Source organism: Ochrobactrum sp. AN78, from assembly GCF_029909885.1.
GTDB classification, from domain to species: domain Bacteria; phylum Pseudomonadota; class Alphaproteobacteria; order Rhizobiales; family Rhizobiaceae; genus Brucella; species Brucella quorumnocens.
This window is the reverse complement of the sequence record NZ_JASAMU010000003.1, coordinates 424,278-450,593: the sequence shown is the minus strand read 5'-3', so window position 1 is coordinate 450,593 and position 26,316 is coordinate 424,278. Positions and strand designations below refer to the sequence as shown.

Sequence of the window (26,316 nt, the reverse complement as noted above, 5' to 3'; positions counted from 1 at the left end):
CACCTCACCGGATATCCAATATCCAACCGTCGAAATCTTCCGCTATGCGGATCAAAAAAGCAGGAATTATTCGATGAAGACGATTCTGAAAACAGCTCTCGTCCTTGGTCTGACGGCATCACCCGCCGCAGCCGATGAACTGACCGTGCTAACCGCAGGCGACCAGAATATGGTCGACTATGTGAACGAGTATCTCGGCCCATTGTTCGAGAAGGAAAATCCCGGCACGACGGTTCGCGTTGTTGGCACCGGCCCCGGCGATGCGGGTTCACAGAAGATTCTCGAGCGCTTTGAAGCACAGTCCAAGGCTGGGGTTGAAAAGTGGGACGCGGATGTCGCCGTCGTCCATGAGAAGTTTGCTGGCCCAATGGTCGAAAAGAAGTTTCTAGAAAACTACCGCAGCAAGATCGACAGCGGCAAGCTCGTAACGCGTGGCAACGCCAAAATGGCGCTTGGTACCGATGTTGATGGCTATGTCATGCCAATGTTCAACAGCCAGACTGCCCTTGCGTATAATCCTGCGCTCGTTGCCAATCCACCAAAGAGCTATGACGAGCTGGTTACATGGGCCAAGGAAAACCCGAAGCAATTCGGCTATAATGGCATCAAGGGCGGCGCTTCCGGTGTAAGCTTTGTGATGGGCTGGATTTATGCCTATGGCGGCGATGCCGACAAACTCATGAAAGGCCCGTTTGAAGAAGGCGAAGCCAAAAACTGGGACAAGGCTTTTGCCTCACTCAACGATTTCACCACCAATGCAACGCTGACGCCCGGCAATGCAGGCACGCTCGACATGCTGAGCCGTGGGGAAATCGCTATGGGTCCAGTCTGGGTGGACATGTTCTATTCTTGGAAAGCCAATGGTCAGCTTCCACCAGAAATGAAGCTCGTTCTGCCTTCGCCTGGCATGCCTGGCCAGCCGATGCATTACGTGATCCCTGAAAAGAGCGCCAACAAGGAACTTGCTGAGAAGTTCGTGGCACTGGCAACTAGCCCGAAAGTTCAGGCTGAAGGCATTGTAAAACGTTTCAACTGGTATCCGGGCATTGATGCAGATCACGTCAAGGCGGAGCTTGATGCCGATACGTGGAACAAGCTTTTCACCGACATTTCGCCTGAAGATCTGGCCAATTACGGCAAGCCTTTCCCAATCGCCCCATACAACACTGCGATACTGGAAGCTTACGAACGTCAGGTTGGCAACTGATAAAGGCGTAGACCGGGTGCGTGAAACACGCATCCGGTCGATAATTCAAAAATTCGGGGAATATTCATGTCGCAGAGAATGACGGGTTTTCTGCTGGTCGCTCCAGCGCTGGCCATCGTGCTGCTTCTGTTCATCGTGCCGCTATTTGGTTCGATAACCGGCGCATTTCATGTTGGTGAAGACTGGGGCTTCGGCAACTTCACAAAGGCATTTGAGCTTTATTCAAGCGATATGCTGTTTACCGTTGTGATTGTCACCCTCTCCTCAGCGCTGATCGCGCTTTTTGCGATTGCTATTGGCGGATACTTGACCCTTGGATCCAATCAGCGCGCCGTAACCGTTCTGCGCTGGCTTTATCGTTGGCCACTGTTCATTCCCTTCATCGTCGTCGGCCAGATATTGCGCACATTTCTCGCCAAAAATGGTCTGATGAATAGCCTGCTGATCGAAAGCGGTGTTCTGACACCGCTCCAAGCCATGAGCTTTCTCGACTGGCGCGGCATCGTGATCGCATTTGTCTGGAAGCAGACGCCATTTGTCACTTTGCTACTGGCTGGCGCAATGGCATCGATTGATCGCAGTACCATTGAATCGGCACGTAATCTTGGCGCAGGACGCCTGCGCATTCTGATCGAAATCGTGCTGCCCCAAGTGCGCCCGACACTGCTGGTGGGCTTGATCCTCAGTTTCGTCACCATGATGTCGGTGCTTTCCGTTCCGCTTATGATCAATGCCCAATCTCCAACGATGATCACCGCCAATATGGCTTTCCGCATCAATGCCTATGGCGATTATGGCGTTGCCAATGCGCTCGGCACCATCTCGCTCCTGATGACCAGTCTGGTCGCGTGGATTTATCTTAGACAAACCATGAAGGAGCACGGCTGATGAGCACTGCATTTGACTGGCGTTGGATACCACGCGGCATCGTGCTTGGCCTACTGGCCTTCGCCATCTTCGGACCGTTGGCCAATCTGCTTCTTTGGGCTGTCGCTGAACGCTGGTATTTCCCGCATACGCTGCCTATTCAGTACGGCTTTTCCTTCTGGGCGAATGTGTTTTCGGCGCGGGGCAATGCGCTTTCATCGCTCGGGACCAGCGTGGTTATTGCAAGCCTGACAGTCGTCGTCTCGCTCGGCCTTGCTATTCCGGCTGGCTATGCGCTGGCACGATTGAAACTACCGTTTCGCGGGCTAGTGTTGCTGATCCTCTTGATCCCGCAAGCCTTTCCAAACTTGCCGATTTACGTCAACATCGCGCAGATGTTCTATTCGCTGCGTCTGAATGGAACGATTACCGGCGTTGTGCTGGTGCATGTGACGCATGGTCTGGTTTATGCCGTGTGGATCGCGACCGCTGCGTTCTCAGCGATTGATCGAGAGCTGGAAGAGGCAGCGCGCTCCATGGGGGCATCAGCCATGAAGACTTTCTTCCACATCACATTACCGATTGCAGCGCCTGGCCTGCTCGCCAGCGCAATCTTTGTGTTTCTTGAATCACTCGATGAATTCACCGGGACATATTTTGTGGGCGCACCCGACATTACAACATTACCGCTCATGCTCTATACAGCAAGCTCGGGTGGCAATTATCAGATCGCATCGATCAGCGCATTGATCCTGCTGGTGCCTTCAATTGCCTTCATGTTTGTGGTTGAGCGTTTCCTGAGAGCCGATGTGCTTTCCAAAGTGGGTCGATAGCAATGGCAGATAGTGATCGCGGTCATGATGAGCTTTCAGAAAATCTGCCCCGTTTTATCAGCGCGCATGAGGTCGCGGTAGAAGCCGGTGTATCTCGCTCTGCCGTGTCTCGAACGTTTACGCCGGGTGCCAGTGTGTCGCCTTCCACGCGAGAAAAGGTGCTGAAAGCAGCCGAAAAGCTCGGCTATCAGGTCAATGATCTTGCACGTGGCCTGTTGGCCAAGCGCAGCCGAATTGTTGGCATGATCGCTGCTGATCCAGCCAGTCCTTTCCGTTCGCGCCAGATTGCAGCGCTTTCACGCAGGTTGACCGCGCGTGGCAGCGTTCCCGTACTGATTCCAACCGGACAACATGGTGAAAATCTGTCCGCGGCGCACCAGACGCTTCTCCGCTATCGAGCTGAAGCAACTGTCGTTCTGTCCGGTATGCCGTCGTCATCGTTTGTCGAACTCGCGCAACGCAATGGACATACATTAATTGTCGTTGGTCGTAACGAGGATGGCCCCGATCATATCCGTATCAATAACCGACAGGCTGCAGAAACAGCGGTTGACGTATTCGCGGCACGTGGCATGAAACGATTGGGGCTGGTCACGTCCAATGTCCGTAGTCCCAATTTGTTGGAACGCGAAGAAGCTTACATCACACGTGCCGAAAGCATTGGTCTCAAGGTCAGTGTTCAGCGTGGCGAACTGACAGACTACGACGGTGGCTTTGCCGCAGCATCCTTGCTTTTGAGCGAGCGTGACCGGGTTGAAGCTGTGTTCTGTGTGAACGACTTGATGGCTTTCGGTCTGATTGATTGCGCTCGTGATGTCTTCAATCTCTCGATACCAGATGATCTTTCGGTGATTGGCTTCGACAATGTCACTGAAGCGCGCTGGGGTGCCTACAGGCTCACAACTTTCGACCAGAATGCCGAGCGTTTGTCAGCCGAGATTGTTCGCCTGCTCGACGAACGGCAGAGTGCACCCAACGCCCCCCCTCAAATGGTGATGATTGATACGCCGTTGATCCTGCGTGGAAGCGTGCGGCCACTCAAAGCTGATAATGCTGCTAACGGAAGCAAACCCTGAATGTCTGACTATTCGATATGGCTCCGCCCCGCACAGGACGATCTTAAGTTTCTTGAAGAAATTGTCCGGGATTTAAGCCAGCGTTTCAATTCAACAGTATTCGAACCACATGCAACGCTTGTCCCTGACATGAGCTATTCAGCAGAAGAGCTTCTGCCAAAAGTGATCAGCCTTGCGATCGGACGCAGGCCGCTTGAGCTGTTGATTGAAGATGTGACCGGAAGCGAAGCCTATTTTCGCTCATTCTATGCGAGGCTTGAGAAAGCACCGCCCCTGATGCGGCTTAAACAAGACTCTCTTGAGATATCCAGTGAAGCCAGCTTGCAAAGCTTCATGCCGCATGTCTCGCTGGCCTATGGTGTTGACGATTCAACGCTCAAACAGACCGAAATGCAACGCCTCGCCAATAAGCTTTCAAGGCGAAAGCTGCGATTTGACCGTCTTGTTATTGTGAGTTCATCAAGCAACACGCCAATTGATGACTGGCATGTAAAACACGAGATTTATCTTAAAGGTTAGGCCAGCCACCATATATGTGGCTGGCCTTCTATAATTAAAGTGGACGTGGATGGGTACGATAGACTTTTTCAATGTCTACCAGAACATCGTCTGAAAGATTTACTTCGCTTGCAGCGATATCGGTCTTGAGCTGCTCCACTGATGTCGCACCAATAATGACCGAGGTCATGAAGGGGCGTGTCAGCGAAAAGGCGATTGCCATCTGCGCGATATCGAGATCGTGCTTCTTCGCAACATCAATGTAAGCGCGAATGGCAGGTTCTGAATAGGAGTTATCGCGCCAAAGGCCGCCGTCAGTAACAGAGGCACGTGAGCCTTCCGGGATCTTTCCGCCAAGATACTTTCCAGTCAGAACCCCGGCAGCGAGTGTGGAATAAGCGAGCAAACCAACGTCTTCGAATATGGAAACTTCCGCCAGGTCGAAATCAAACTGGCGCTGCAGCAAGCCATATTCATTCTGGATTGACGCCATACGCGGCAGCCCGTGTTCTTCGGCAATTTTCAGCCATTGCATCGTGCCCCAGGCTGTTTCATTGGAAAGGCCGACATGTCGGATTTTGCCTGCGCGAACTGCATCTTCGAGACCGAGAAGAACATCGTGAATCTGCGCGGTTTCGGCCTTCGGGTCAACTTTGGATGGATCAAAACTCCAACCTTGACCGAAATGGTAGTGCGGGCGGGATGGCCAGTGGATCTGGTAAAGATCGATGTAGTCCGTCTTAAGACGGGTCAGGCTGTCATTAACCGCCTCGGCAACACTTGCGCGACTTGGCTTTGCACCACCGCGAATCCATTCCTGACGTCCACCGCCTGCAATTTTGCTGGCGAGGATGACGCGGTCGCGTTTTCCTGATTTTTTGAACCAGTTGCCAATATAGGATTCAGTCTTGCCATAGCTTTCCGAGCTCATCGGAATGGCATAACCTTCGGCCGTGTCGATGAAGTTAACACCGGCATCAATGGCATAATCAAGCTGTTCGTGGGCGTCGTTTTCAGTATTCTGCACGCCCCATGTCATGGTTCCAAGGCAGATTTCAGTTACATTGAGGCCCGTGCGGCCCAAAGTTTTCATTTTCACGAGATTTTTCCGGATCGGTTTGGCCGCAGAACGCGGATTGGACGGAGGTCGAATTGATAACCCCGGGACACCGCCGCTGACAAGACCGCTCTCTAAGATTTGAAACCGCTTATAGGAAACGGTTTGCCGAATATGGCGTCGGATCTGTAAATGTCTTCTCGCCCGTCATCATTTCGGCCAACAAGCGGCCGCTGGCTGGTCCAAGCGTCAAACCATGATGGGCATGGCCGAAATCAAACCACAGCCCTTTATGGCGTGGTGCTGGCCCGATCACTGGACGCATGTCTGGCAAACAAGGCCGCAAACCAAGCCATGGTTGCGCTTCGACAGCCTCTCCCAGTTGTGGCAGAAGTCGGCGCGCCACCTTTTCGGCTCGCTTAAGCTGGATAAAGTTGGCAGGCGTGTCGGGTGAAGCAAACTCGATACCTGTCGAAAGGCGTACGCCCTGCACCATCGGCGCAAGTACATAACCCGCTTCCTCATCGACCAAGGTGTGACCGAGCCGCGCACCATCCTGCATTTCAAAATGCATATGATGACCACGCTTGATACCTAGCGGGATTGCATAACCGAACTTCTGGAAAATCAACCCCGATTGCGGGCCAAGCGCCACCACAGCATCGCGTGCAGAGATTGGACCTTGCTCGGTTGTCACCTGCCAGCCATTTTCGGTTTCAACAAGCGAGGCTGCGTCCCCATGCAAAAGAGTTCCGCCGTTCCGACGGAAAAGATCGGCGTAGGCTTGCACAAGGCCGCCCGGGTTTACGATTGTCTTCGGATCAAGCCAATGAATGCCGCCAGCAACCGCGCCAATTGTTGTTTCCCTCTGCCTCAGAGCATCAGAATCAAGGACATCATAGGCAAGATTATATGGCTGCAATTGCGGAAGGCGCTGAACGGCTGCATTAAATGCGTGTTCATTGCGAAACACTTCGATCCAGCCCTGCGAACGAACAAGCCTTTCACATCCAGCTTGAGCTATCAGCGTGTCATGTTCTCTAACGCTCGCTTCAATAAGCGGCAGCATCGCGTTTGTTGCAATCTTCAACCGTTCAGGTGAGGATTCACGCCAATATTGAAACAACCAACGTGCAATGCGCGGTACATAAAACGGATCATAACGCACGTCTGAACGGCGATTAAGGCCATAGCGCAAAAGCGCGCCAAAGCCCTGCGGGAATGAATATGGAATAACGCTTGAGCGTTCGATGAGGCCGGCATTACCAAAGCTCGTGCCCTGCCCCGGTTCACCTCGATCAACCAGAACAACAGAACGGCCCCGCGCTTGTAAATGCAAAGCTGCGGAAACGCCCACAATACCCGCGCCCAGAACGATGACATCTTGTTGCTGCATGGTATTCCCGCCAATCCCATAAAACGAAAGAGCGCGCTGACGATTTGCCAGCGCGCCCTTGCATACATCAAAGAGTGAAACTTTTTACAAGTAACTTATCTTGGATTGCTGCATAATTCCCTAAACATGAAGCAGGTTAAGGTAAAATTATGCAGCAAGTCTAAACTGTTAGAGCGATCTTTGCGCGCCCTATGGCCGCACGGCGCTCTAGTAAATATCGAAGTCGAAATATTTCTTCACCACAGTTGCGTAGGTGCCGTCCTCACGGATTTTCTTGATTGCTGCGTTGAACTGCTCACGCAGATCGTTGTCGTCCTTACGCACCGCTATAGCGGTGTCAGTCTGCGTACCCGGCACATCGCCAATCAATTTGCAGCACTCACCACCATCGCCCTTGATCCAATCGGAAATCGGGAACTTGTCCGAAATGACTGCATCAAGACGGCCGCTTTTAAGATCGGCATTGGCTTCATCTGCAGTCGGGTAAAGCTTCACATCAGCACCGGCCTTGCCGTATACGTCTTCGGCATAGGTCGCCTGCGTAGTCGATCCTTGTGCGCCGATTGATTTACCCTTGAATGCTTCTGCATCAAGCGCTGTGATCGGGCTGTCTTTTGGAACTGCAACCGAAAGCGGTGTCGAATAATATTTGTCGGTGAAAGACACCTGCTTCTGGCGCTCTTCGGTTACGCTCATCGAAGCGATGACTGCATCGAACTTGTTTGCCTGCAGTCCTGGAATCATGCCGTCCCAATCATTGGCAACGATTTCACATTTGGCTTCCATTGCCGCGCAGAGCGCCTTGGCGATTTCAACATCAAGCCCTTGCAACGAGCCATCAGCCGCGACGAAATTGAACGGAGGATATGCACCTTCCGTAGCAATCTTGATTTCTTTCCACTCCTTGGCTTGCGCTGGAAACGCAACAAGAATGGAGGCAACGCCTGCGAACAGGATGGATTTCAACATGATATTCCCCTTGACCGTTGTTATGGTTCTGTTTTGCAGGTTTCCCGCCCGCATATTTATTCGTTGAATGAAGCACCGGACGCCTCATGTTTCAAGTGAGACATTTGGAGGCGTCCGGTTATTTTGTATCAATAGATGTCGAAGTCGAAATACTTCTTGCGGATCGTTTCATAAGTGCCGTCATCACGGATTTTTTTGATTGCCGCATTGAACTGTTCACGCAGATCATCGTCACCCTTGCGCAAAGCTACCGCAATCTTGGTTTCTGAACCTGGAATATCGCCTAGGAACTTGCAGCAATCAGCGCCTTGTTTCTTCAACCAATCAGCTGCAAGGAACTTGTCAGCTGCAATCGCATCAAGGCGACCGCTTTCAAGGTCGGCATTGGCTTCGTCCGCCGTTGGGTAAAGCTTCACATCTGCACCAGCTTTACCGTAAACGTCATCGGCATAATTGCCCTGCGTGGTGCCGGCCTGCGCGCCGACTGTCTTGCCGTCCAATGCCGACGGCTCAAGCGATGTGATGTCGGTATCCTTGGGAACGACAACGGCTAGCGGTGTGGTGTAATAGCGCTCGGAGAATGCGACTTGCTGTTCGCGCTCTGGCGTAATTGCCATGGATGCGATCACGGCATCAAACTTGTTTGCCTGCAGGCCGGGGATCATGCCGTCCCAATCATTGGCAATGATTTCGCATTTGGCTTCCATGGCTTCGCAAACAGCGTTGGCAATGTCGATATCGAAGCCAGCCAGCTTGCCGTCTGGAGACATGTAGTTGAAGGGTGGATATGCGCCTTCGCTGGCGATACGGATTTCTTTCCATTCCTTTGCCTGAACAGGCATGGCAAAAACGACAGTGGCCAGACCGGCCAGCAAAACTGATTTAAACATCGCTTCCCTATTCCAGTTATTAGTCGCGGGCTTTGTTAAGTTCTCAGTCCGGCTTGCCCGCAAAGCAGAACGAATTCAATCGCAACTTTAGGCATACTTAAACGCAAAATGACCCGCTGCGCGTTTAGCGCAACGGGTCAGGTATGGCCTCAACGGTGCTTTCAGGCAACAAGACGTGTCGAATGATCGTCTTGCGCATAAGCTTTGCCGAAGCGGTTTGCGAGGAATGCATCGAGCGTGATGTCTTCCTGACGAACAAAACCCTTCTGTGCGATTTCGCCCTTTGCCAGCATATCGAGCACAGCGCAGATGGCAGAAGCAGTCGTGATCTGGATGCCCGAACGGACGATCTTGCCAACCTGATTGGCATAAACTTTGTTCGCGTAGGTTTCCTGAACCAGACGACCGTTCTTGGTGCCGGAAACGGTCACGAAGATTACGATAACGTCCTGCAATGTGCTTGGCAGAGCGTTTTCGAAAATGTCCTTGAGCACTTCACGGCGATGACGAAGACCGAGATCGTTGAGCAACGCCTTCATGAGTGCAACGTGGCCCGGATAACGGATTGTGCGGTAGTTCAGCGTGCGAACCTTGCCTTCAAGCGTATCACAAAGCGTGCCGAGGCCGCCCGACGTGTTGAAAGCTTCATAGGTTACGCCATCGAGCGAGAATTCTTCGCGTTCTTCGAGCGCTGGAACCTTGGTCAGCTTGCCATTTACGATGGCTTCGCATGGTTCGATATATTCATTGATCAGACCGTCGGTGCTCCAGGTCAGGTTGTAGTTGAGAGCATTCGATGGGAATTCTGGCAGAGCACCAACGCGCATACGCACGTTTTCAAGCGTGTCGAAGCGCTTTGCGAGGTCATAAGCAACGATCGAGATAAAGCCCGGAGCCAAACCGCACTGTGGAATGAAAGCAGTCTTGGCATCCTGTGCCAGTTCCATGACGCGCTTGGTGCTGGCAACGTCTTCGGTGAGGTCGAGGTAATGAACGCCAGTCTTGGCTGCAGCTTCAGCAATCAGCGTGGTCAGCTGGAATGGAGCGGCACTTAATACCGCGAATTTGCCCGCCAGAACTGTTTCAAGTGCCTTGGCATCTGCGATGTCCAGAGCCTGCGTCTTAACTTCCGCACCAGTGTCCAGCGCATCGAGCTGTGCCTGCGAGCGGTCAACAACCGTTACAGCATAATCACCAGTCGAAGCCAGAAGATCGGCAATGGTCGCGCCAATTTTGCCCGCGCCTACAACAACGATCTCTTTCATGTATTTTCCCCTTCAACAAATAAGTTGGGTAATGCAATTACGATGGATACAGAATCTCACAAATTTCGGCGAAAAGAAGCATTTAAACCGACGATTTCACGTTGTTTGTTTGTGCAAAATGACGTATCTAATATGCATTATGACGACAAATGCAGACCTTACCCTTATCGCCCTATTGCGTGAAAACGCCCGCGCCTCCACTGCAGACCTCGCAAGGCGGCTCGGTGTGTCACGTACGACCGTGCAAAGCAGGCTGGAAAAGCTGGAAAAACGGGGTGTGATCGAGGGCTATACCGTTCGAATCGCGCCGGAATTCGAACGTGATCTGGTTCGTGCCCATGTGCTGGTAACGGCGTTGCCCAAGTTTGCACCAAAGGTTGAAACTGCGTTGCGCAGCATCATGGCAGTGCGCACGCTGCATTCTGTCAGCGGCCATTTCGATATGATTGTTGTGGTGGAAGCGCCGTCAATTCAGGAACTCGACATTGTACTCGATAAAATCGGGGCGCTCGAAGGTGTTGAGCGCACCATGTCTTCAATCATTCTTTCGACGCGGATTGATCGGTAATCAATCCTTAGAACTGCCTTCCCAGCCAGCATAAAAGACACCGTTCTGTGTCTCCATAAAATGCGCGACGGTGTCGATTTCATCTGGATCGATTGAGGTACTGACAAGCGTTGCGAGTATCTCAACAGTCTCTGCATTACGATCTGTAAGCTCTATATCGCTAACGGGATATTTCGCCTCTTCGAGTTTTTCAACCAGCAATTCACGCATTTCTTCCATAACTGAATGCGAGACTATTACGCGAACCTCATAGGTCTGTTCGAGCGCCTGCTCGCTGATGGGAATGCGGTTGATGAGATTAACAAGCGGCCGCAGCAACGTATTGCCGAGCAAAACGTAGATTGTCAGCAAAGCGGCTTCTGCCAGCATATCTGTGCCAGCACACGCTCCAACGGCCGCCGAGCACCAGAGGGTGGCCGCCGTATTGAGGCCACGAACATTCATGCCCTCTTTCATGATGACGCCAGCGCCGAGAAAACCAACCCCGGAAACCACGTAGGCGATCACACGCAGCGATTCCGCGCTGCCTGCGAGACGCGCAGCCAAATCAACAAAGGCCGCAGCACCCAATGCTACGAGCGCATTGGTTCGCAGCCCTGCTGTTCGCTGACGATACTGTCGTTCAGCGCCGATCATTGTTCCAAAGATAAAGGCGGCGGTGAAACTCACCGCCGTATCAAGGAATGGATAAAGGTCAAAGGTATTCAAAAATTGCATGGTCAAAAATCCGATTTTTGCCAGTGCGTTAGCAGGTTAATTTAAACCCTTTATGACAATTTTATTAGTCCGACTAATTGCCGACGAATTCAAACTTATCGACATCGACAAGCCCGCGATCCGTGATCTTCAGATGCGGGATGACCGGCAGAGCAACAAACGCTAGCTGCAAAAATGGTTCTTCTAAAACCGAACCGAGCTCTTCAGCCGCATGTCGCAGTTCGCGAAGCTGTTCACGCACGGTTTCATAAGGCTCTATGCTCATCAGCCCAGCGATTGGTAGCGGCATTTCAGCCAATACTTTACCATCACGAACCACTACAAAACCGCCTTCAATTTCACCAAGTCGGTTAGCGGCAGCGGCGATATCTTCGTCCGACACGCCGACCACACAGATATTATGGCTGTCATGGCTGACAGTTGACGCAATGGCTCCGGCCTTCAGGCCAAAACCATGCACGAATCCGGTGGCGATATTGCCATTCTTTCCATGCCGTTCAACCACTGCGATTTTGACAACGTCGCGGTCAAGATCGGGTTCAACGCCATGCGGTCCGACTTTCAAATCAAACTCGAGGCTTTCGGTGATGATCTTTCCCGGAATAATGCCGATTGCACGCGTCTTTCCGCTGTTGGATTGTGATCTGAAGCTTGATGCACTAACAGTTGGCGCTTTCACGCTGTTGCGACCGACTTCCGTAACTGATCCCCGCGTTGAGAACAGTTCTTCCGAAACCACCCTGCCCGCAGACAGAACGATTTCAGCATTGCAGCCTTCAAGACTGTCGACGACCACGAGATCGGCGCGCTGCCCCGGCGCAACAAGTCCGCGATCAAACAGCCCGAAAGCGCGCGCTGCCGAAACACTTGCCGCGCGATAAATTGCAAGCGGTTCAACACCACCAGCGATTGCCGTGCGGATGAGATAATCAAGATGGCCCTGATCTGCGATATCGAGTGGATTGCGGTCATCCGTGCAAAGCGCCAGAAACTGCGAGTGCCTCTCTGTGATAATCGGCATCAAAGCATGCAGGTCTTTGGAAACCGAACCTTCACGCACAAGCACATGCATACCCTTGCGCATCTTTTCGAGCGCTTCCTCAGCACTTGTCGCCTCGTGTTCAGTACGGATACCGGCTGCGATATAGCCATTCAGATCTAGCCCTCGCAGCAGTGGCGCGTGACCATCTATGTGGCGTCCCTGAAAGGCTTTGAGCTTCGCCATACATTCAGGGTCTTTCGACAAGACGCCCGGAAAATTCATGAACTCAGCGAGCCCAATAACCTTGGGGTGGTCGGCAAAAGGCAGCAGATCGTCGATCAGAAGTTCGGCACCAGAGGTTTCCATATGGGTTGCAGGCACACAGCTTGAAAGCTGCACCCGAATATCCATGATCGTTTCCAGCGAGCTATCGAGGAAGTATTGTAGGCCTTCGACGCCCAGAACGTTGGCGATTTCGTGCGGATCGCAAATAACTGTGGTGACACCTTGTGGCAGTACGCAGCGATCAAATTCATGCGGGGTCACATTGGATGATTCAATATGCAGGTGCGTGTCGATGAAACCCGGCACGACGATGCGGCCCGAAATATCGATTTCCTGCTTGCCCCGATAGGTGCCAAAGGTGCCCACGATGCGATCACCGCTAATCGCAATATCGCTTTCAACGAGTTCGCCCGTCACGAGATCGAAGAAGCGGCCGCCTTTCAATACGATATCGGCGGGTTCGCGACCGGCACCTTGATCGATCATCTGCTCAAGCATTGGCTCACTCCATTCAAATCATTTTCGGAATCAATTTTCCGAAAATAACACAATGAAGCTTGTTCAACGCTGATATTCAATCATGCGGCTGCGGTTAAGAACCAGTTCAAGACGATCTTTGTCGAGCATATGGATACAGATGCGCTTGTTCCAAGGCCCATCGCGCAATGTGAACAACGCCCGGCCATTTCCGAGGTCTTCCAATGGCATGACCTGTCGCGTTGGGCCAATTCCCATAATAATATGGCCGTTATCGATGGTGAAGGAGGCACCATAAAGTCGTGCGGCCCACTGGCCATCAAACTCTTTGCCTGCGGGGCGAGCGATTACAGACTTCAATTCGCGCGCTACATGGCCGATTTCGCCTTGCAGCGCATCACCAGTCCAACGCAGCTTCATTGGCGATGACGGGGACAACGACGAGAACCAATCATCGCCGATATTGTAGAGACGATCTTCAGCACCAAGGTAATTGGCGACGCCTTCACGCATCTCGATCCAGAATGGCCCGGCTTCCGTTACATATAATCCGTCTGGAATAGTGCAGCTGGTATCAGGCAGATCCAACCCGTTGAGCGCTGCCATGCAGTCTCGCGCGATTTTATAAGTGTCAGCGTCTTCGCGGTTACTAACAACTATCATGCCGGTTTTCTCAGCCGGATCGAGCATAAAATAGCTTTTGTAACCCGGATGCGATCCGCCATGACCAATGAAGCGCTTTCCGTCAATTTCATTCCAGCGCAAACCGAGACCATAGCCGGTCGGTCGACCATCGTTGAGAAATCGCTCGGTCGAAAGTCTCGAAAGCATTTCGTTTAACGAGCCTTGGTCTTCTAGGAGAGTCTGCGCCCATTTAGTCAGCGCCATACCACTACCTGCAAGGCTGCCTGACGCGGAAAGCTGAAGGCCAGCCGCACTTTCCTGCCATTTGTCTCCAGACTTCCAATAACCCGGCGCAAGTCCTTTGACAGGATCGGCCCAAACATTGGGGACATCAATGGAATCGCTGATATCGGATTTCACAAAATCCTTGAAAAACAGTCCTTTACGCTCAAAGGCTGCTTCAACAAGCCTATAACCGGTATTTGAATAGGAAATTTCGCTACCGGCGTTAAAGTTCAGCCGGTTGATTGTTGAAAGAAATTCTAGAAGGCTTTCCGCATTGGTATGCGTGTAGACAGACAGCCCCAAAAGCGTCAGGCACTCGCGCACATCCGGCAAACCCGCCGTCATATCAAGCGCCCGTCCGACAGAAACGTCAGCTAATGGGCTTTGCAGCTCCGGCAGATGATCTCCAAGCCGATCATTGAGGCTAATCACATCAGCGTGGTGCAGTACCATGGCACAGAAAATATGCTTGGTTATGGATGCGTAACGAACAACCGTGTTGGCTGTAAAAGGAACGCCTGTCGCGAGACTTTCCAAGCCACCGGCATATGCAAACTTCACGCCCTGCGGATCAAACCCGATAATAACGCCGCCAGGTTCGTTCTTGCCCCATGTTCTGGAATAAAGCTTTGCAGACAATGAAGCTGCATTCCAGTCGGCGCGAATGGGCATAAAAACTCCGTCATGCGGTTTCCGGAACAGAAAACTGCTCCATATATGCGAATACTCTAATTCTTGGTTGTAAGGGTTGACTATATATTGAGCGCAACCAACGGCAATCCTCACAGGTTGGGAGCCACATAATTGAGATTCTTGCACTCACGCAAGCCCCTGAGTTTACTGAATTTTATATAGCGCTCTTGATGGGAGCAGGAAGGTCGTTTCAATTCTGCAGAGTGAAGAATGGACGAGGGCACAGTTTGTGAGTTGGCTAAAGGGCCAAGAGCTGTTGTTGTTATGCTAAAGCGATAGCTTGAAAAGCTATCCACATCTTCTCCCCAATATTATCGATTCTTTTTCGTTTTTTTTCCTTTTAACCATTAACATTTTCGGTTTTATTCTATTAAAGCGATCTAGAAGTTGATCCAGTGAAATTGCAGTCATATAAGTGTAATAACAATAATGCAGGTTCCGGCACCCTGAGCGGTGGATTCCACTCTCGATGTTCACGCAACCTCATTTCCGAGGAGGAAATATGCTTACCCGTCTGATCACGACTTCGGCGCTGACTGGCGCCCTTGCCCTCACCATTGGTTCGCAGGCTTTCGCACAGACGGAGCTTAGCTGGTGGCACGGCATGACCGGTGCCAACAACGAAATGGTCAATGAACTTTCCAAAGAGTTCAATGAAAGCCAGAGCGAATACAAAATCGTTCCGGTCTATAAGGGCAGCTATCCTGAAACGTTGAATGCAGGCATCGCCGCATTCCGTTCAAAGCAGCCACCAGCAATCATTCAAGTTTTCGATGCCGGTAGCGGCGTCATGATGGCCGCCGAAGGCGCGATGGTTCCAGCAGCTGAAGTGCTCGAAAAGGGCGGCTTCAAGTTCGACAAGTCGCAGTACCTGCCGGGTATCGTTGCCTATTATTCGAAGCCAGACGGCACAATGCTGTCCTTCCCATACAATTCGTCTTCGCCGATCCTTTATTACAACAAGGACGCTTTCAAAAAAGCTGGCCTTGACGAAAACAACCCACCAAAGACCTGGCCGGAAGTTTTTGAAGCAGCCAAGAAGATCAAGTCGAGCGGTGCATCAGCCTGCGGCTTCACTTCGACCTGGCTCACCTGGATTCAGACTGAAAACTTTGCTGCCTGGAACAATGTTTCCTACGGCACCAATGAAAACGGCCTCGGCGGCACCAACGTCGAACTCAAGATCAACGAACCGCTTTTCGTTGAGCATTTCCAAGCCATCGCTGATCTGGCCAAAGACGGCACTTTCCGTTACGGCGGGCGCGTTTCTGAAGCCAAACAGCTCTTCACCTCGGGTGAATGCGCAATGCTGACGGAATCGTCGGGGGGCCTCGGCGATGTCATCAAGTCAGGCATGAACTACGGCATTGGCCAGCTTCCTTACTATGAAGGTCATGGCCCGCAGAACACTATCCCGGGTGGTGCCAGCCTCTGGGTCTTTGCTGGCCTCAGCGATGAGCAGTACAAGGGCATTGCTCAGTTCTTCAACTTCCTTTCGCAGACCAAAATTCAGCAGAAGCTGCATGAAAAGTCGGGCTACTTGCCAGTGACGATGGCTGCTTATGAAGCAACGAAGAACTCGGATTTCTATGAAAAGAATCCGGGCCGTGAAACACCCATCCTCCAGATGATGGGCAAAGCACCAACGGAAAACTCCAAGGGTGTGCGTCTCATCAACCTGCCGCAGGTTCGCGATATCCTCAATGAGGAATTCGAAGCCATGCTAGGCGGCAAGCAGGATGCAAAGACTGCGCTTGATAACGCCGTAAAACGCGCAAACGAAGCGATTGCAGCAGCACAATAATCTGATGAACTAGAGCGTGCCGCCTGCCCTTAAAAGGGTTTGGCGGCATTGCTATCCGCAAGGAAACTTCCCGTGCAGAAAGTCACGTTTCCAAACAAGATCTTACCCTACTTCCTGCTGGCTCCGCAGATCATATTGACTGTGATCTTCTTTTTCTGGCCAGCAAGTCAGGCGATTTATCAGTCTTTCATGCGCGAAGACGCATTTGGACTGAAATCTACATTCGTTGGGCTCGCCAACTTCACCACCGTTCTGGCTGATCCCAATTATCTGCATTCCTTCAAGGTAACGATTGTCTTTAATCTTTTGACCGCATTTGTAGCCATGGGCGCAGCATTGTTGCTTGCAACGGCCGCTGACCGTGTCATTCGCGGCAAGACATTTTATCGTACATTGTTGATCTGGCCTTACGCTGTGGCACCCGCTGTTGCTGGTATGCTTTGGCTTTTCATGTTCAATCCTGCAATGGGTACGCTTGCGTATCTGCTGCGCAGCTACGGAGTTGCATGGGACCCACTGCTTAATGGTAATCAGGCGATGGCCATGATTGTGGGTGCTGCGGCATGGAAACAGATTTCCTACAACTTCCTGTTTTTTGTTGCAGGCCTTCAGGCAATTCCGAAATCACTCATTGAAGCGGCGGCTATTGACGGCGCGCGCGGTGCACGACGGTTCTGGTCAATTGTGTTCCCACTTCTGGCACCAACCACGTTCTTTCTGTTGGTGGTCAACACGGTTTATGCCTTCTTCGACACATTCGGCATTATTCATGCCGTCACCGGCGGCGGCCCTGCCAAAGCTACTGAAACCCTGGTCTACAAGGTTTATAACGACGGCTTCGTCAATCTTAACCTCGGCTCCTCATCGGCGCAGTCGGTTATTCTGATGATTATCGTGATCGCCCTGACCGCATTCCAGTTCCGCTTCATCGAGAAGCGCGTGCATTATTCGTGAGTGAGGCGACCATGATTGAAAAACGCCCAGTCTCCAATCTGTTAGGCCATCTGATCCTGATCATTGGGATCATCGTTGTAGCCTTTCCGATCTATTACACCTTTGTCGCTTCGACGCTGACCTCTGGCGATATCATTCGCCCGCCGATCCAGCTTGTGCCCGGTGGACACATGATGGAGAACTATGGCGATGCCATTTTCGGTGGCGTTGAGCGGGTCGTTGGTGTCAGTCTCGAGCGACTTCTGTGGAATTCGTTCGTGGTGGCAATGCTGATCGCAGTCGGTAAGATCATCATCTCTTTCATGTCGGCATTTGCGATCGTGTTCTTTCGCTTTCCGTTCCGCATGTTCTTCTTCTGGATGATTTTTGTCACGCTGATGCTGCCTGTCGAAGTGCGTATCCTGCCGACCTATAAGGTCATCGTTGACCTCGGCATGATCGACACCTATGCGGGCCTCACGCTACCGCTTATGGCATCGGCGACGGCGACGTTCCTGTTCCGACAGTTCTTTCTCACCATTCCAGGTGAGCTGGTTGAAGCTGCACGCATTGACAATGCAGGTCCGTTTCGCTTCATGCGTGACATTCTGCTGCCGCTGTCGAAGACGAATATCGCTGCTCTCTTCGTCATTCTCTTCATTTATGGCTGGACCCAGTATCTGTGGCCGCTGCTCGTCACCAATGATGCAAAAATGAACACCATCATTATCGGTTTGCGCCGCATGGTGGATTTCGCTGATGCTTCCACGCCGTGGAACTACGTCATGGTAACGGCCATTCTGGCTATCATACCGCCGATCCTTGTGGTGGTATTGATGCAGCGCTGGTTCGTCAAAGGTCTCGTTGAAACGGAAAAATAATGAGCAAGATCATTCTTGATAATGTCCGCAAGAGCTATGGCGGCAACATTGAAGTCATCAAAGGCGTTTCGCTGGAGATCCAGGACGGTGAATTCGTTGTCCTCGTCGGCCCGTCGGGCTGCGGTAAGTCGACACTTCTGCGCATGATTGCAGGGCTTGAAGGCATCAGCTCTGGCACGATTGCTATTGGCGACCGCGTTGTAAACGATGTGGAGCCCGCTGAACGCGACATCGCAATGGTGTTTCAGAACTATGCGCTCTACCCGCATATGTCCGTGCGCGACAACCTCGCCTATGGCCTGAAAAACCGTAAAACACCGAAGGACGAAATCGAACGCCGTATCGCCAAAGCGGCAAAGGCGCTCGAAATTGAGCCGTTCCTTGATCGGAAGCCACGCCAGCTTTCGGGTGGTCAGCGCCAGCGTGTCGCTATGGGTCGCGCTATCGTGCGCGAACCGGCTGCATTCCTTTTTGATGAACCACTGTCGAACCTTGATGCGAAGCTTCGCGTGCAGATGCGCGTTGAAATCAAGCGGCTGCAGCGCGCGCTTGGAACGACAAGCGTTTACGTGACCCATGATCAGATGGAAGCCATGACCATGGCAGACCGTCTTGTCGTTCTCAATGCGGGTAATATCGAACAGGTTGGCACCCCAATCGAACTCTACGAAAAGCCTGCTTCTACCTTCGTTGCGACTTTCATCGGTTCGCCTTCCATGAACCTGCTTGAAAGCGGTGACAACAATGTCTGGCAGCCAGGCAATGCTGTACCCCTTCCTTCGACCAAGTACACCTTTGGCGTACGCCCTGAAGACATCCGCATCATCGAAAACGGTGAAGCTGACGCAAATGGGTTCAACACCGAAGTGCGCATTGATGCCATTGAGCTGGTTGGTGCGGAAAGCTATATTCATAGCTCACTCGCCGATGGAAAATCGCTGATTTTCCGCGTCGCAGGCCGTTCAGAGCACGCGATTGATGAAAAGATCAAGATTGGTGCGCTTGCCAAAGACATCCATATTTTTGATGCCGATGGACGCCGCACAGGCAACTAATGTCAATATCGGGCGTTCTGGATTTTGAGCGCCCGATAGATACGAATGCGAATTAATTAGCCGTTTTCGTTTTCATTTTTATGCGCTACACAACGGTAGAATATTTTTCTCTTTTTGAGGAATGCGCGTAGAATGACCCATCCGCAGATACTGTCCTTTGCCGTGATTATTCTCATGATGGGGGCATTTATCTGGGGTAAGTTTCGCTACGATATTGTGGCTCTTTGCTCACTACTGCTGGCTGTTGCGGTTGGCGTCGTTCCCTTCGATCAGGCCTTTACAGGTTTCAGCGACGATATCGTTATCATCGTTGGTAGCGCACTCATCGTTAGTGCAGGCGTTGCTCGATCCGGCCTCATGCAAGAAGCCGTCCAGCGTTTTCTTCCAGAAATGAACAGCGTGCGTTTGCAACTTGCTGTCCTTGTGGCAATCGTCACAGTTCTATCCGCATTCGTAAAAAATGTGGGCGCACTGGCAATCATGATTCCGGTCGCATTTCAGTTTGCGCGCCGTTCCAACGTTTCGCCATCCACATTTCTAATGCCGATGGCATTTGGTGCGCTTCTTGGCGGCTTGATGACACAGGTCGGCACTTCGCCCAACATCGTGGTTTCGCGTATTCGCGGCGAGATGGTGGGCGAGCCTTTTACCATGTTTGACTTCACGCCGGTTGGCGCTGTGTTGGCAGCGGTTGGGTTGATTTATCTCGTTACTTTTTATTGGCTGGTACCCCAGCGCACACGCGAAAGCGTCTCGCTGGACGAAGCTATCAAGATCAAGAATTATGCGTCAGAAGCAAGTGTAGCCGCCAATTCCTCCGTCATTGGAAAACGGATCAGCGACCTCATCAAGCCCGCGGAAGGCGAGGCCATGGTGACATCAATCATTCGGAAGACGAGCCGCATTACACCACTGCCCGACACCGTTCTTCTCCAAAACGACGTTGTATTGCTGGAAGGAGATCCCAAGGCGCTCGATCTCGTGGTTAGCTCAGGAAAGCTCAGCCTGTCTAAGAACCGCAATCCATCCGATACGAGTGGGTCGACCGAGATCGAGGCTGTTGAAGCCGTTATTGGAACCAATTCCCGGCTCGTCGGCCTAAATGCTCAACAGCTCGATCTATATGCCCGCCATGAGGTCAATCTGCTCGCTGTCAGCAGACCAGGAGTGCGTATATCGGAGCGTCTGAGTGAAGTACGCCTTAACTTTGGTGATGTGGTCGTCTTGCAGGGTAGACAGGCGAGCCTGTCCACCTTTCTTACAGAGTTTGAACTGTTGCCGCTCGCAAGACGAAAACTCATGCTGGGGAGCGTGAGGCGCGGTCTGATCCCGTTGGCAATACTGATTGCGGCAATCGGTGCCACTGCACTCAGCTTAGTTCCGGTAGCAGTTGCGTTCTTCGCAGCAGCAGTCGCCATGCTGCTCTTTAAAGTTATCCCGATCAATGAAGTCTACGATGAAATTGACGGGCCCATCCTTGTGATGCTTGCCGCTCTCATTCCCGTTTCCGATGCGTTACGCACAACGGGCGGCACGGAGCTTATTGCTCAATGGCTTTCCAGCATCGGCCACCAGTTGCCGCCTGCTGGCGCTCTCGCGCTCATTCTTGTCACTGCAATGATGGTGACGCCGTTCCTCAACAATGCAGCAACCGTGCTGGTTATGGCACCGATTGCGACGAGCTTCGCATCGGGGCTTGGCTTCAGACCGGAAGCATTTTTGATGGCTGTGGCGATCGGCGCAGGTTGTGACTTCCTCACGCCAATCGGTCATCAATGTAATACATTGGTGATGGGGCCGGGCGGCTATCGTTTTAGCGATTATCCGCGGCTCGGTCTGCCGCTTTCAATCATCATCGCGCTTGTAACGATACCGACGCTGATGTTCTTCTGGCCGTTAAAGTAGATTGTCTGCACGCGCAGTCGACTGGACCCAACTGAGACTTTCGGCAACTATTTTCTCAATCGGGTCAGCCACATCAGCTCGAAATACAAACGGCTCGCCGACAGGGCTTTCCAAGGTCGCAAGCTGACTTTCAAGCATTGTCACCGGCATAAAATGGCCGGTACGGTGGCCCATATGCTCGTACAGAACATCAAAGCTTCCATCGAGGAACACGAACAACAGCGGGCCATCTGATGCGTTGCGCAAGCGATCACGATAACTTTTTTTCAGCGATGAGCAGGACACAATGATACCGTTTTCTGCTGTCGCCAGTCTTTCGCCAATTGTATCGAGCCACGGCCAGCGATCTTCATCCTGCAAAGGAATGCCGGAGGCCATCTTGTCTACATTGGTTTTAGGATGGAGGCTGTCGCCCTCTAGAAAAGGCAGAACAAGCCCTGCGGCCAACTTCTCTCCAACAGTCGACTTTCCAGAGCCGGAAACTCCCATTACGATGATGTGCAACTTCATTTTCCTTAAAATGTTTCGAGCTGAAGATTAACGCGACTTGCCGCACCAACGACGTGGTTCCGCATGACTTCGCGCGCCTTCAGGGGATCACGCAGCGCAATCGCGTCTCGAATAGCAGTATGCTCTGCAATGGTGATTTCGACGATCTCTTCAAGCACAGCGCGAGCGCGGGCCGCCCGAATTGCCTGACTTATCCGCTCTGCAATGAAGCCTAAAACGAGCGGGAAATATTCATTGTGCGTTGCAGCTGCAAGCGCGCGATGAAATGTCAGATCGGCAGAAATCCCCTCATCCGTCCATTTTTCTCTTCCGTTCATCGCTGACAGCGCTTCATCGAGTTTGCACATATCCTCAGCCGTGTGATGCACAGCAGCAAGGCCAGCCGCTTCAATCTCAAGAGCCATACGCAATTGAAATAGGCTTTGGAAATGATCTCGATCAGCAAGTGTTTCTGGTTCGATGCGGATTGCATGACGACGATCTGGCTCGGTGACAAAAGCTCCAACGCCCTGCCGAGTTTCGATCAGCCCCTCATTGCGCAACTGAGCAATTGCTTCGCGGATAACGGAACGGCTGACGCCAAAGCTTTGTGCGAGATTGTGCTCGGTGGGCAATTTATGCCCAGGCAGAAAACTACCTTCTGTAATCTGGCGCACAATTTCAGAAGCAATGCGGGCGGGTAGCTGCTCGTTGCGTCTAATTTCACCGAACACGTCCTGCTCCTCCCTGTATATCCTCTGCCACTGATTTGTCGTCAGTTTTTGCCCAAGTCAAGCGAAAGCTGGCACCCAGGGTTCATGATCGCATCGGGATCAAGAACGTGTTTCAGGCGGGTTAAAAGCGCTTTGCGTACAGGATCAAGACGGTTCTCGAAATCCTCCCGCTTTAGACGACCAATGCCATGTTCCGCGCTAATGCTACCGGCATAGCGATCAAGCACCCCATTGATGGTTTGCTTGGCAAGTTTGATCTTCTTGTCCTTGCTCGCATTATCCAGATCGCTACGTGGAATGACGTTGAGGTGCACATTCCCGTCCCCAACATGACCATAAGAAATAGCCAAACAATCCGGCAGAGCTCCCGCCAGTTCAGCCTCAGCCTCGGCCACAAATGCGGCCAACTTTGAGAGCGGTACAGATACATCTGTGCGCAAATGCTTGCCGCGGAGCGCCTGCCCCTCATTCATCCCTTCGCGAAACTGCCAGAGATTTTGTGCTTGCATGCGTGAAGAAGCTATCGTGCCATCGAGCACAAGACCGCTTTCCAAAGCTTCGCCCAAAAAAGCTTCCATGAGTGCCGCAGTATCGACCAGACCAGAGCCTGATATTTCCATCAACACATAGGCCGGATATTGCCCTAAAGGCGCTACGAGGTCAGGTATTGCCTCTTGTGCGAGGGTAAATGCCATTGGTGGCATAAACTCGAACGCTGACATCAGATCACAACACTGAATGCGCGCACGACGATAAAGCGCGATTGCATCTTCCAGCGAATTGAGCCCAAGCATTGCAGTTTCAATCTTGTCGGGCAAAGGCATCAGCTTTATTGCAACAGCGGTGACAATCCCGAAAATGCCTTCAGCACCGATAAACAGTTGCTTAAGATCAATTCCGCGATTGTCTTTCCGCAAAGTTGAAAGCCCATTAAAGATGGCTCCATCAGGCATTACCACTTCAAGACCCAGCACCAGTTCTCTGGTCATTCCGTAGCGGAGAACGTTGACACCGCCGGCATTGGTACTAACGTTACCGCCAATCCGGCAACTTCCCTGTGCGCCCAATGAAAGCGGAAAGAACATGCCCTGTGCGGCGAGTTGCGTTTTCATTTCAAGGAGAATGCACCCAGCGTCTACAATCGCCGAAAAATCGTCGGGATCGACTTGCCGGATGCGGTTCATCCGTTCAAGGCTCAGTATAACAACATCGCTTTGACCATCGGGAACCCCGCCCTGCACCAAACCTGTGTTGCCGCCTTGCGGAATAATGCCAAGACCAAGCAAGCGGCACGTCTTGACAGCTTGCGAGACCTCTTCTGTGTTACGCGGCCGCAAAATGGCTACGGCGGCATTCTCCACATCGCCAGGAAAGTCGCGGCAATAACGCGGCATCGCCTCTGGATCGGTCAGCACCATATCCAATCCAAGCGCCTGTTTCAGTGCTACTTGTCGGTCAGTATTCATATCGAACGATTCTCGCATTTTATAACCTCAAGCCATACGATCATGACCTGTGTCATCATAAATCTCTGATCTACGCGAACATCAGCTGCACGGCATGCTATTTCATTCCAATTCTGGCGCCCGACGCATAAAAGAGTTTTCAACCATTGAATATATAGTTATCAGACAACCCAACAATATAATCTTGGAGGAACTAGATTGTGATGTTTTCAGCGTGGCCAAAAGCGGCCAGCATTTGATTTGAACATCACGCCTTCATTCAGCAAATCCAATCATTCACATCTTGAACTGAACGAACCGGGAGGAATATCCGTGCAAGACAAGCATACTCTGAACTCGTCCGTCATCCTGCCAGAAGACAGCGCTTCGGCAGTGCTCATCGGACGTGTATGGTCGAAGGAAGAAAATGGTCCCTGCCCCGTATTGATCGCAAACGGCCGTGTGCATAATCTTTCAAACATTTCTGCAACCGTCTCAGGTTTGCTGGAGCGTAAGGAGTTGGTTGGCGAGTTGAAAGAAGTAAGCCGATTTGCTGATCTCGGCGCGCTTGACGACTATCTTTCCGGCGAAAAGGGTAAATTGCTTGCGCCAATTGATCTGCAGTCGATCAAGGCCGCAGGCGTGACCTTCGCTGACAGCATGCTTGAGCGGGTAATCGAAGAACAGGCCAAGGGTGATCCAAGCCGTGCTCGCGAAGTGCGCGATCGTCTGGCACCGGTGATCGGGGACAGCTTGCGCGGTGTTGCTGCAGGCTCCGAAAAAGCGGCACAAGTCAAAGCATTGCTTCAGGAAATGGGCCTGTGGTCGCAGTATCTGGAAGTCGGCATTGGCCCGGACGCTGAAATTTTCACAAAGTCACAGCCAATGTCTGCAGTCGGCTGTGGCGCGACCGTTGGCATTCTGCCAATTTCTCAGTGGAATAATCCAGAACCGGAAGTTGTTCTGGCTGTCGCTTCTGACGGCCGTATCGTTGGTGCAACGCTCGGAAATGACGTCAATCTGCGCGACGTCGAAGGACGTTCTGCATTGCTGCTTGGCAAAGCCAAGGATAACAACGCATCTTGCGCAATTGGTCCGTTCATCCGACTGTTTGACGGCGACTTCACCATGGACGTCCTGCGCAAGCTCAAGCTTTCGCTGAATGTAAACGGCACTGATGGTTTTGAGATGACCGGCGAAAGCCCGATGGAAGCAATCAGCCGCGACCCCGAAAATCTTGCCGGGCAGATGATGAACCGTAATCATCAATATCCAGACGGCGCCGTTCTTTTCCTCGGCACCATGTTTGCGCCGGTCAAAGACCGTCGTGGCGCGGGTCAGGGCTTTACCCATGAAATTGGTGACAAGGTAGAAATTTCGACACCAAAGCTTGGGCGTCTGGTCAATTGGGTGGATCGCACCGATAATTGCGCAGAATGGACGTTTGGCATTCGTGCGCTGATCCAGAACCTGCAGAAGCGCAACCTACTCGACAAGATCTAAAATCAAAGGCCGCATATCATTTTTGATATGCGGCCTTTGATTTAGAGCGCATCCCGAAAAGTGTGAAACGGTTTTCGGACAAATATGCGCGTTAAAACAGATAATTAGAGCGCCGATCTGATCCAATCAGATCGAAACGCGCTCTAATTCAATGGAATGGCATTTCCGACTTTTGAAGACTGGTAGGCACCAGACATCGCGTCATATTTGGCACGAATGGCATCAAGTCGCTTTTCAAAGCGGGAACGATCCGGCTCGGGCAGCGAAGCCACCATTTTGGGGATCGAATGGCTGTGCCAGAAGCTATTGTCGCGGTTATAGCCGCCTGGTTCTAGAGTGAAGACTTCTTTGAGTATTTTCAGATCGTGTGGGATCGAAAACGCGTCGCGGGAATCCTCATGACTGAACAGATAATAGAAATTATCAAAGCCGCTCCAGGTAATTGCCGAAAGGCACATGGAGCAAGGCTCGTGCGTTGACAGAAAAACCATACTCTTCGTATCCGGGCGCCCCTGCTCCGGCATTTCATAGAAGCGCTTCAACGTATGCACTTCACCGTGCCAGAGCGGATTCTCGGTCTCGTTGTTGGTTTCAGCAAGTACTAGAGACAAATCAGACTTGCGCAATAATGCTGCCCCGAAAACCTTGTTGCCATCTGCAACGCCCTGCTCCGTCAGGGGAATAATGTCTTGCTCGATGACATCAAAAAGCTTCTCGAGCAATTTCAATTCTTCCGGTGTCATGCCCTTAACTCCCAAATAAGGTAGACTGGAGCATTTCCTTTTTAAGATGAATCGTTGGAAATGCTGTATATCTTTGTTTTTGTGCACATCTCATTTCGAAAACCGGTTCCCACTTTTTGAGGATGTGTTCCAGAT

The 26,316-nt window shown here is 51.9% G+C and carries 24 protein-coding genes; 12 read left to right on the top strand and 12 right to left on the bottom strand.

Annotated features, from left to right (window positions below; all coding sequences use genetic code 11):
• Window positions 1-73 precede the first annotated feature (73 nt).
• From QBD00_RS08870 to QBD00_RS08850, 5 genes are all read left to right on the top strand, one after another.
• Window positions 74-1,207: an extracellular solute-binding protein gene (locus tag QBD00_RS08870; RefSeq protein ID WP_318579229.1), complete on the top strand. Its 1,134-nt coding sequence runs from the start codon at window positions 74-76 to the stop codon at window positions 1,205-1,207.
• 66 nt (window positions 1,208-1,273) lie between these two features.
• Window positions 1,274-2,095 carry a sugar ABC transporter permease gene (locus tag QBD00_RS08865; protein WP_318579228.1) on the top strand — a complete coding sequence of 274 codons (822 nt, stop codon included), beginning with the start codon at window positions 1,274-1,276 and terminating at the stop codon, window positions 2,093-2,095.
• Window positions 2,095-2,907 (top strand): ABC transporter permease, encoded by an 813-nt coding sequence (locus QBD00_RS08860; protein ID WP_095444359.1) that lies wholly within the window; start codon window positions 2,095-2,097, stop codon window positions 2,905-2,907. The genes QBD00_RS08865 and QBD00_RS08860 overlap by 1 nt, the downstream gene beginning before the upstream one ends.
• A 2-nt stretch (window positions 2,908-2,909) precedes the next feature.
• The gene (locus tag QBD00_RS08855) at window positions 2,910-3,983 is read left to right on the top strand and encodes a LacI family DNA-binding transcriptional regulator (RefSeq protein ID WP_318579227.1); all 1,074 of its coding nucleotides are present in this window, start codon (window positions 2,910-2,912) and stop codon (window positions 3,981-3,983) included.
• A complete protein-coding gene (locus QBD00_RS08850; RefSeq protein ID WP_318579226.1) occupies window positions 3,984-4,502 on the top strand; it encodes a 2'-5' RNA ligase family protein in 519 nt (172 codons plus the stop codon).
• A 34-nt stretch (window positions 4,503-4,536) separates the two neighbouring features.
• On the opposite strand, the gene QBD00_RS08845 is transcribed toward QBD00_RS08850, so the two are convergent.
• The 5 genes from QBD00_RS08845 to QBD00_RS08825 form a co-directional block, all read right to left on the bottom strand.
• Window positions 4,537-5,574 carry an aldo/keto reductase gene (locus QBD00_RS08845; RefSeq protein ID WP_318579293.1) on the bottom strand — a complete coding sequence of 346 codons (1,038 nt, stop codon included), beginning with the start codon at window positions 5,572-5,574 and terminating at the stop codon, window positions 4,537-4,539.
• 115 nt (window positions 5,575-5,689) lie between these two features.
• Window positions 5,690-6,934 (bottom strand): FAD-dependent oxidoreductase, encoded by a 1,245-nt coding sequence (locus QBD00_RS08840; protein ID WP_318579225.1) that lies wholly within the window; start codon window positions 6,932-6,934, stop codon window positions 5,690-5,692.
• 207 nt (window positions 6,935-7,141) lie between these two features.
• Entirely contained in the window at window positions 7,142-7,903 is a 762-nt protein-coding gene (locus tag QBD00_RS08835; RefSeq protein ID WP_191793258.1) for an ABC transporter substrate-binding protein, read from the bottom strand.
• Between the two features lie 128 nt (window positions 7,904-8,031).
• On the bottom strand, window positions 8,032-8,793 hold the full coding sequence (locus tag QBD00_RS08830; RefSeq protein ID WP_191793259.1) for an ABC transporter substrate-binding protein: 762 nt from the start codon (window positions 8,791-8,793) through the stop codon (window positions 8,032-8,034).
• Between the two features lie 161 nt (window positions 8,794-8,954).
• Window positions 8,955-10,058, bottom strand: coding sequence for a saccharopine dehydrogenase family protein (locus QBD00_RS08825; RefSeq protein ID WP_151092192.1), 1,104 nt, complete (start codon window positions 10,056-10,058; stop codon window positions 8,955-8,957).
• A gap of 139 nt (window positions 10,059-10,197) precedes the next feature.
• Between QBD00_RS08825 and QBD00_RS08820 the strand changes: the two genes are divergently transcribed.
• Entirely contained in the window at window positions 10,198-10,626 is a 429-nt protein-coding gene (locus QBD00_RS08820; RefSeq protein ID WP_039860826.1) for an Lrp/AsnC family transcriptional regulator, read from the top strand.
• Here QBD00_RS08820 and QBD00_RS08815 read toward each other — a convergent pair whose 3' ends face one another.
• The 3 genes from QBD00_RS08815 to QBD00_RS08805 all read right to left on the bottom strand — a co-directional run bounded on the left by QBD00_RS08815 (window position 10,627) and on the right by QBD00_RS08805 (window position 14,668).
• On the bottom strand, window positions 10,627-11,343 hold the full coding sequence (locus QBD00_RS08815) for an MgtC/SapB family protein (protein ID WP_191793260.1): 717 nt from the start codon (window positions 11,341-11,343) through the stop codon (window positions 10,627-10,629). It abuts the gene before it with no gap.
• 73 nt (window positions 11,344-11,416) lie between these two features.
• A complete protein-coding gene (gene ade / locus QBD00_RS08810) occupies window positions 11,417-13,108 on the bottom strand; it encodes an adenine deaminase (RefSeq protein ID WP_318579224.1) in 1,692 nt (563 codons plus the stop codon).
• Window positions 13,109-13,171: 63 nt separating this feature from the next.
• Window positions 13,172-14,668 (bottom strand): serine hydrolase domain-containing protein, encoded by a 1,497-nt coding sequence (locus tag QBD00_RS08805; protein ID WP_318579223.1) that lies wholly within the window; start codon window positions 14,666-14,668, stop codon window positions 13,172-13,174.
• 523 nt (window positions 14,669-15,191) lie between these two features.
• Here QBD00_RS08805 and ugpB point away from each other — a divergent pair.
• From ugpB to QBD00_RS08780, 5 genes are all read left to right on the top strand, one after another.
• On the top strand, window positions 15,192-16,493 hold the full coding sequence (ugpB, locus tag QBD00_RS08800) for a sn-glycerol-3-phosphate ABC transporter substrate-binding protein UgpB (RefSeq protein WP_167388238.1): 1,302 nt from the start codon (window positions 15,192-15,194) through the stop codon (window positions 16,491-16,493).
• Window positions 16,494-16,565: 72 nt separating this feature from the next.
• Window positions 16,566-17,447, top strand: coding sequence for a sn-glycerol-3-phosphate ABC transporter permease UgpA (ugpA, locus tag QBD00_RS08795; RefSeq protein WP_095444348.1), 882 nt, complete (start codon window positions 16,566-16,568; stop codon window positions 17,445-17,447).
• A gap of 11 nt (window positions 17,448-17,458) precedes the next feature.
• A complete protein-coding gene (gene ugpE / locus QBD00_RS08790) occupies window positions 17,459-18,307 on the top strand; it encodes a sn-glycerol-3-phosphate ABC transporter permease UgpE (protein WP_094574358.1) in 849 nt (282 codons plus the stop codon).
• Entirely contained in the window at window positions 18,307-19,362 is a 1,056-nt protein-coding gene (locus tag QBD00_RS08785; protein ID WP_095444347.1) for a sn-glycerol-3-phosphate import ATP-binding protein UgpC, read from the top strand. The genes ugpE and QBD00_RS08785 overlap by 1 nt, the downstream gene beginning before the upstream one ends.
• A gap of 132 nt (window positions 19,363-19,494) precedes the next feature.
• Complete coding sequence (locus tag QBD00_RS08780) at window positions 19,495-21,267, top strand: SLC13 family permease (protein ID WP_151092183.1); 1,773 nt, start codon at window positions 19,495-19,497, stop codon at window positions 21,265-21,267.
• Here QBD00_RS08780 and QBD00_RS08775 read toward each other — a convergent pair.
• The 3 genes from QBD00_RS08775 to QBD00_RS08765 are packed head-to-tail and all read right to left on the bottom strand — an operon-like array spanning window position 21,259 to window position 23,974.
• Window positions 21,259-21,777: a gluconokinase gene (locus QBD00_RS08775; RefSeq protein ID WP_264230766.1), complete on the bottom strand. Its 519-nt coding sequence runs from the start codon at window positions 21,775-21,777 to the stop codon at window positions 21,259-21,261. The genes QBD00_RS08780 and QBD00_RS08775 overlap by 9 nt on opposite strands.
• Window positions 21,778-21,782: 5 nt before the next feature.
• Complete coding sequence (locus QBD00_RS08770) at window positions 21,783-22,490, bottom strand: FadR/GntR family transcriptional regulator (RefSeq protein WP_151092179.1); 708 nt, start codon at window positions 22,488-22,490, stop codon at window positions 21,783-21,785.
• A gap of 41 nt (window positions 22,491-22,531) precedes the next feature.
• A complete protein-coding gene (locus QBD00_RS08765) occupies window positions 22,532-23,974 on the bottom strand; it encodes an FAD-binding oxidoreductase (protein ID WP_318579222.1) in 1,443 nt (480 codons plus the stop codon).
• Window positions 23,975-24,268: 294 nt separating this feature from the next.
• On the opposite strand from QBD00_RS08765, the gene QBD00_RS08760 reads away from it, so the two are divergent.
• The gene (locus QBD00_RS08760; protein ID WP_318579221.1) at window positions 24,269-25,438 is read left to right on the top strand and encodes a fumarylacetoacetate hydrolase family protein; all 1,170 of its coding nucleotides are present in this window, start codon (window positions 24,269-24,271) and stop codon (window positions 25,436-25,438) included.
• Window positions 25,439-25,581: 143 nt separating this feature from the next.
• Here QBD00_RS08760 and QBD00_RS08755 read toward each other — a convergent pair whose 3' ends face one another.
• The gene (locus tag QBD00_RS08755; RefSeq protein WP_095444341.1) at window positions 25,582-26,181 is read right to left on the bottom strand and encodes a deaminase; all 600 of its coding nucleotides are present in this window, start codon (window positions 26,179-26,181) and stop codon (window positions 25,582-25,584) included.
• Window positions 26,182-26,316 lie beyond the last annotated feature (135 nt).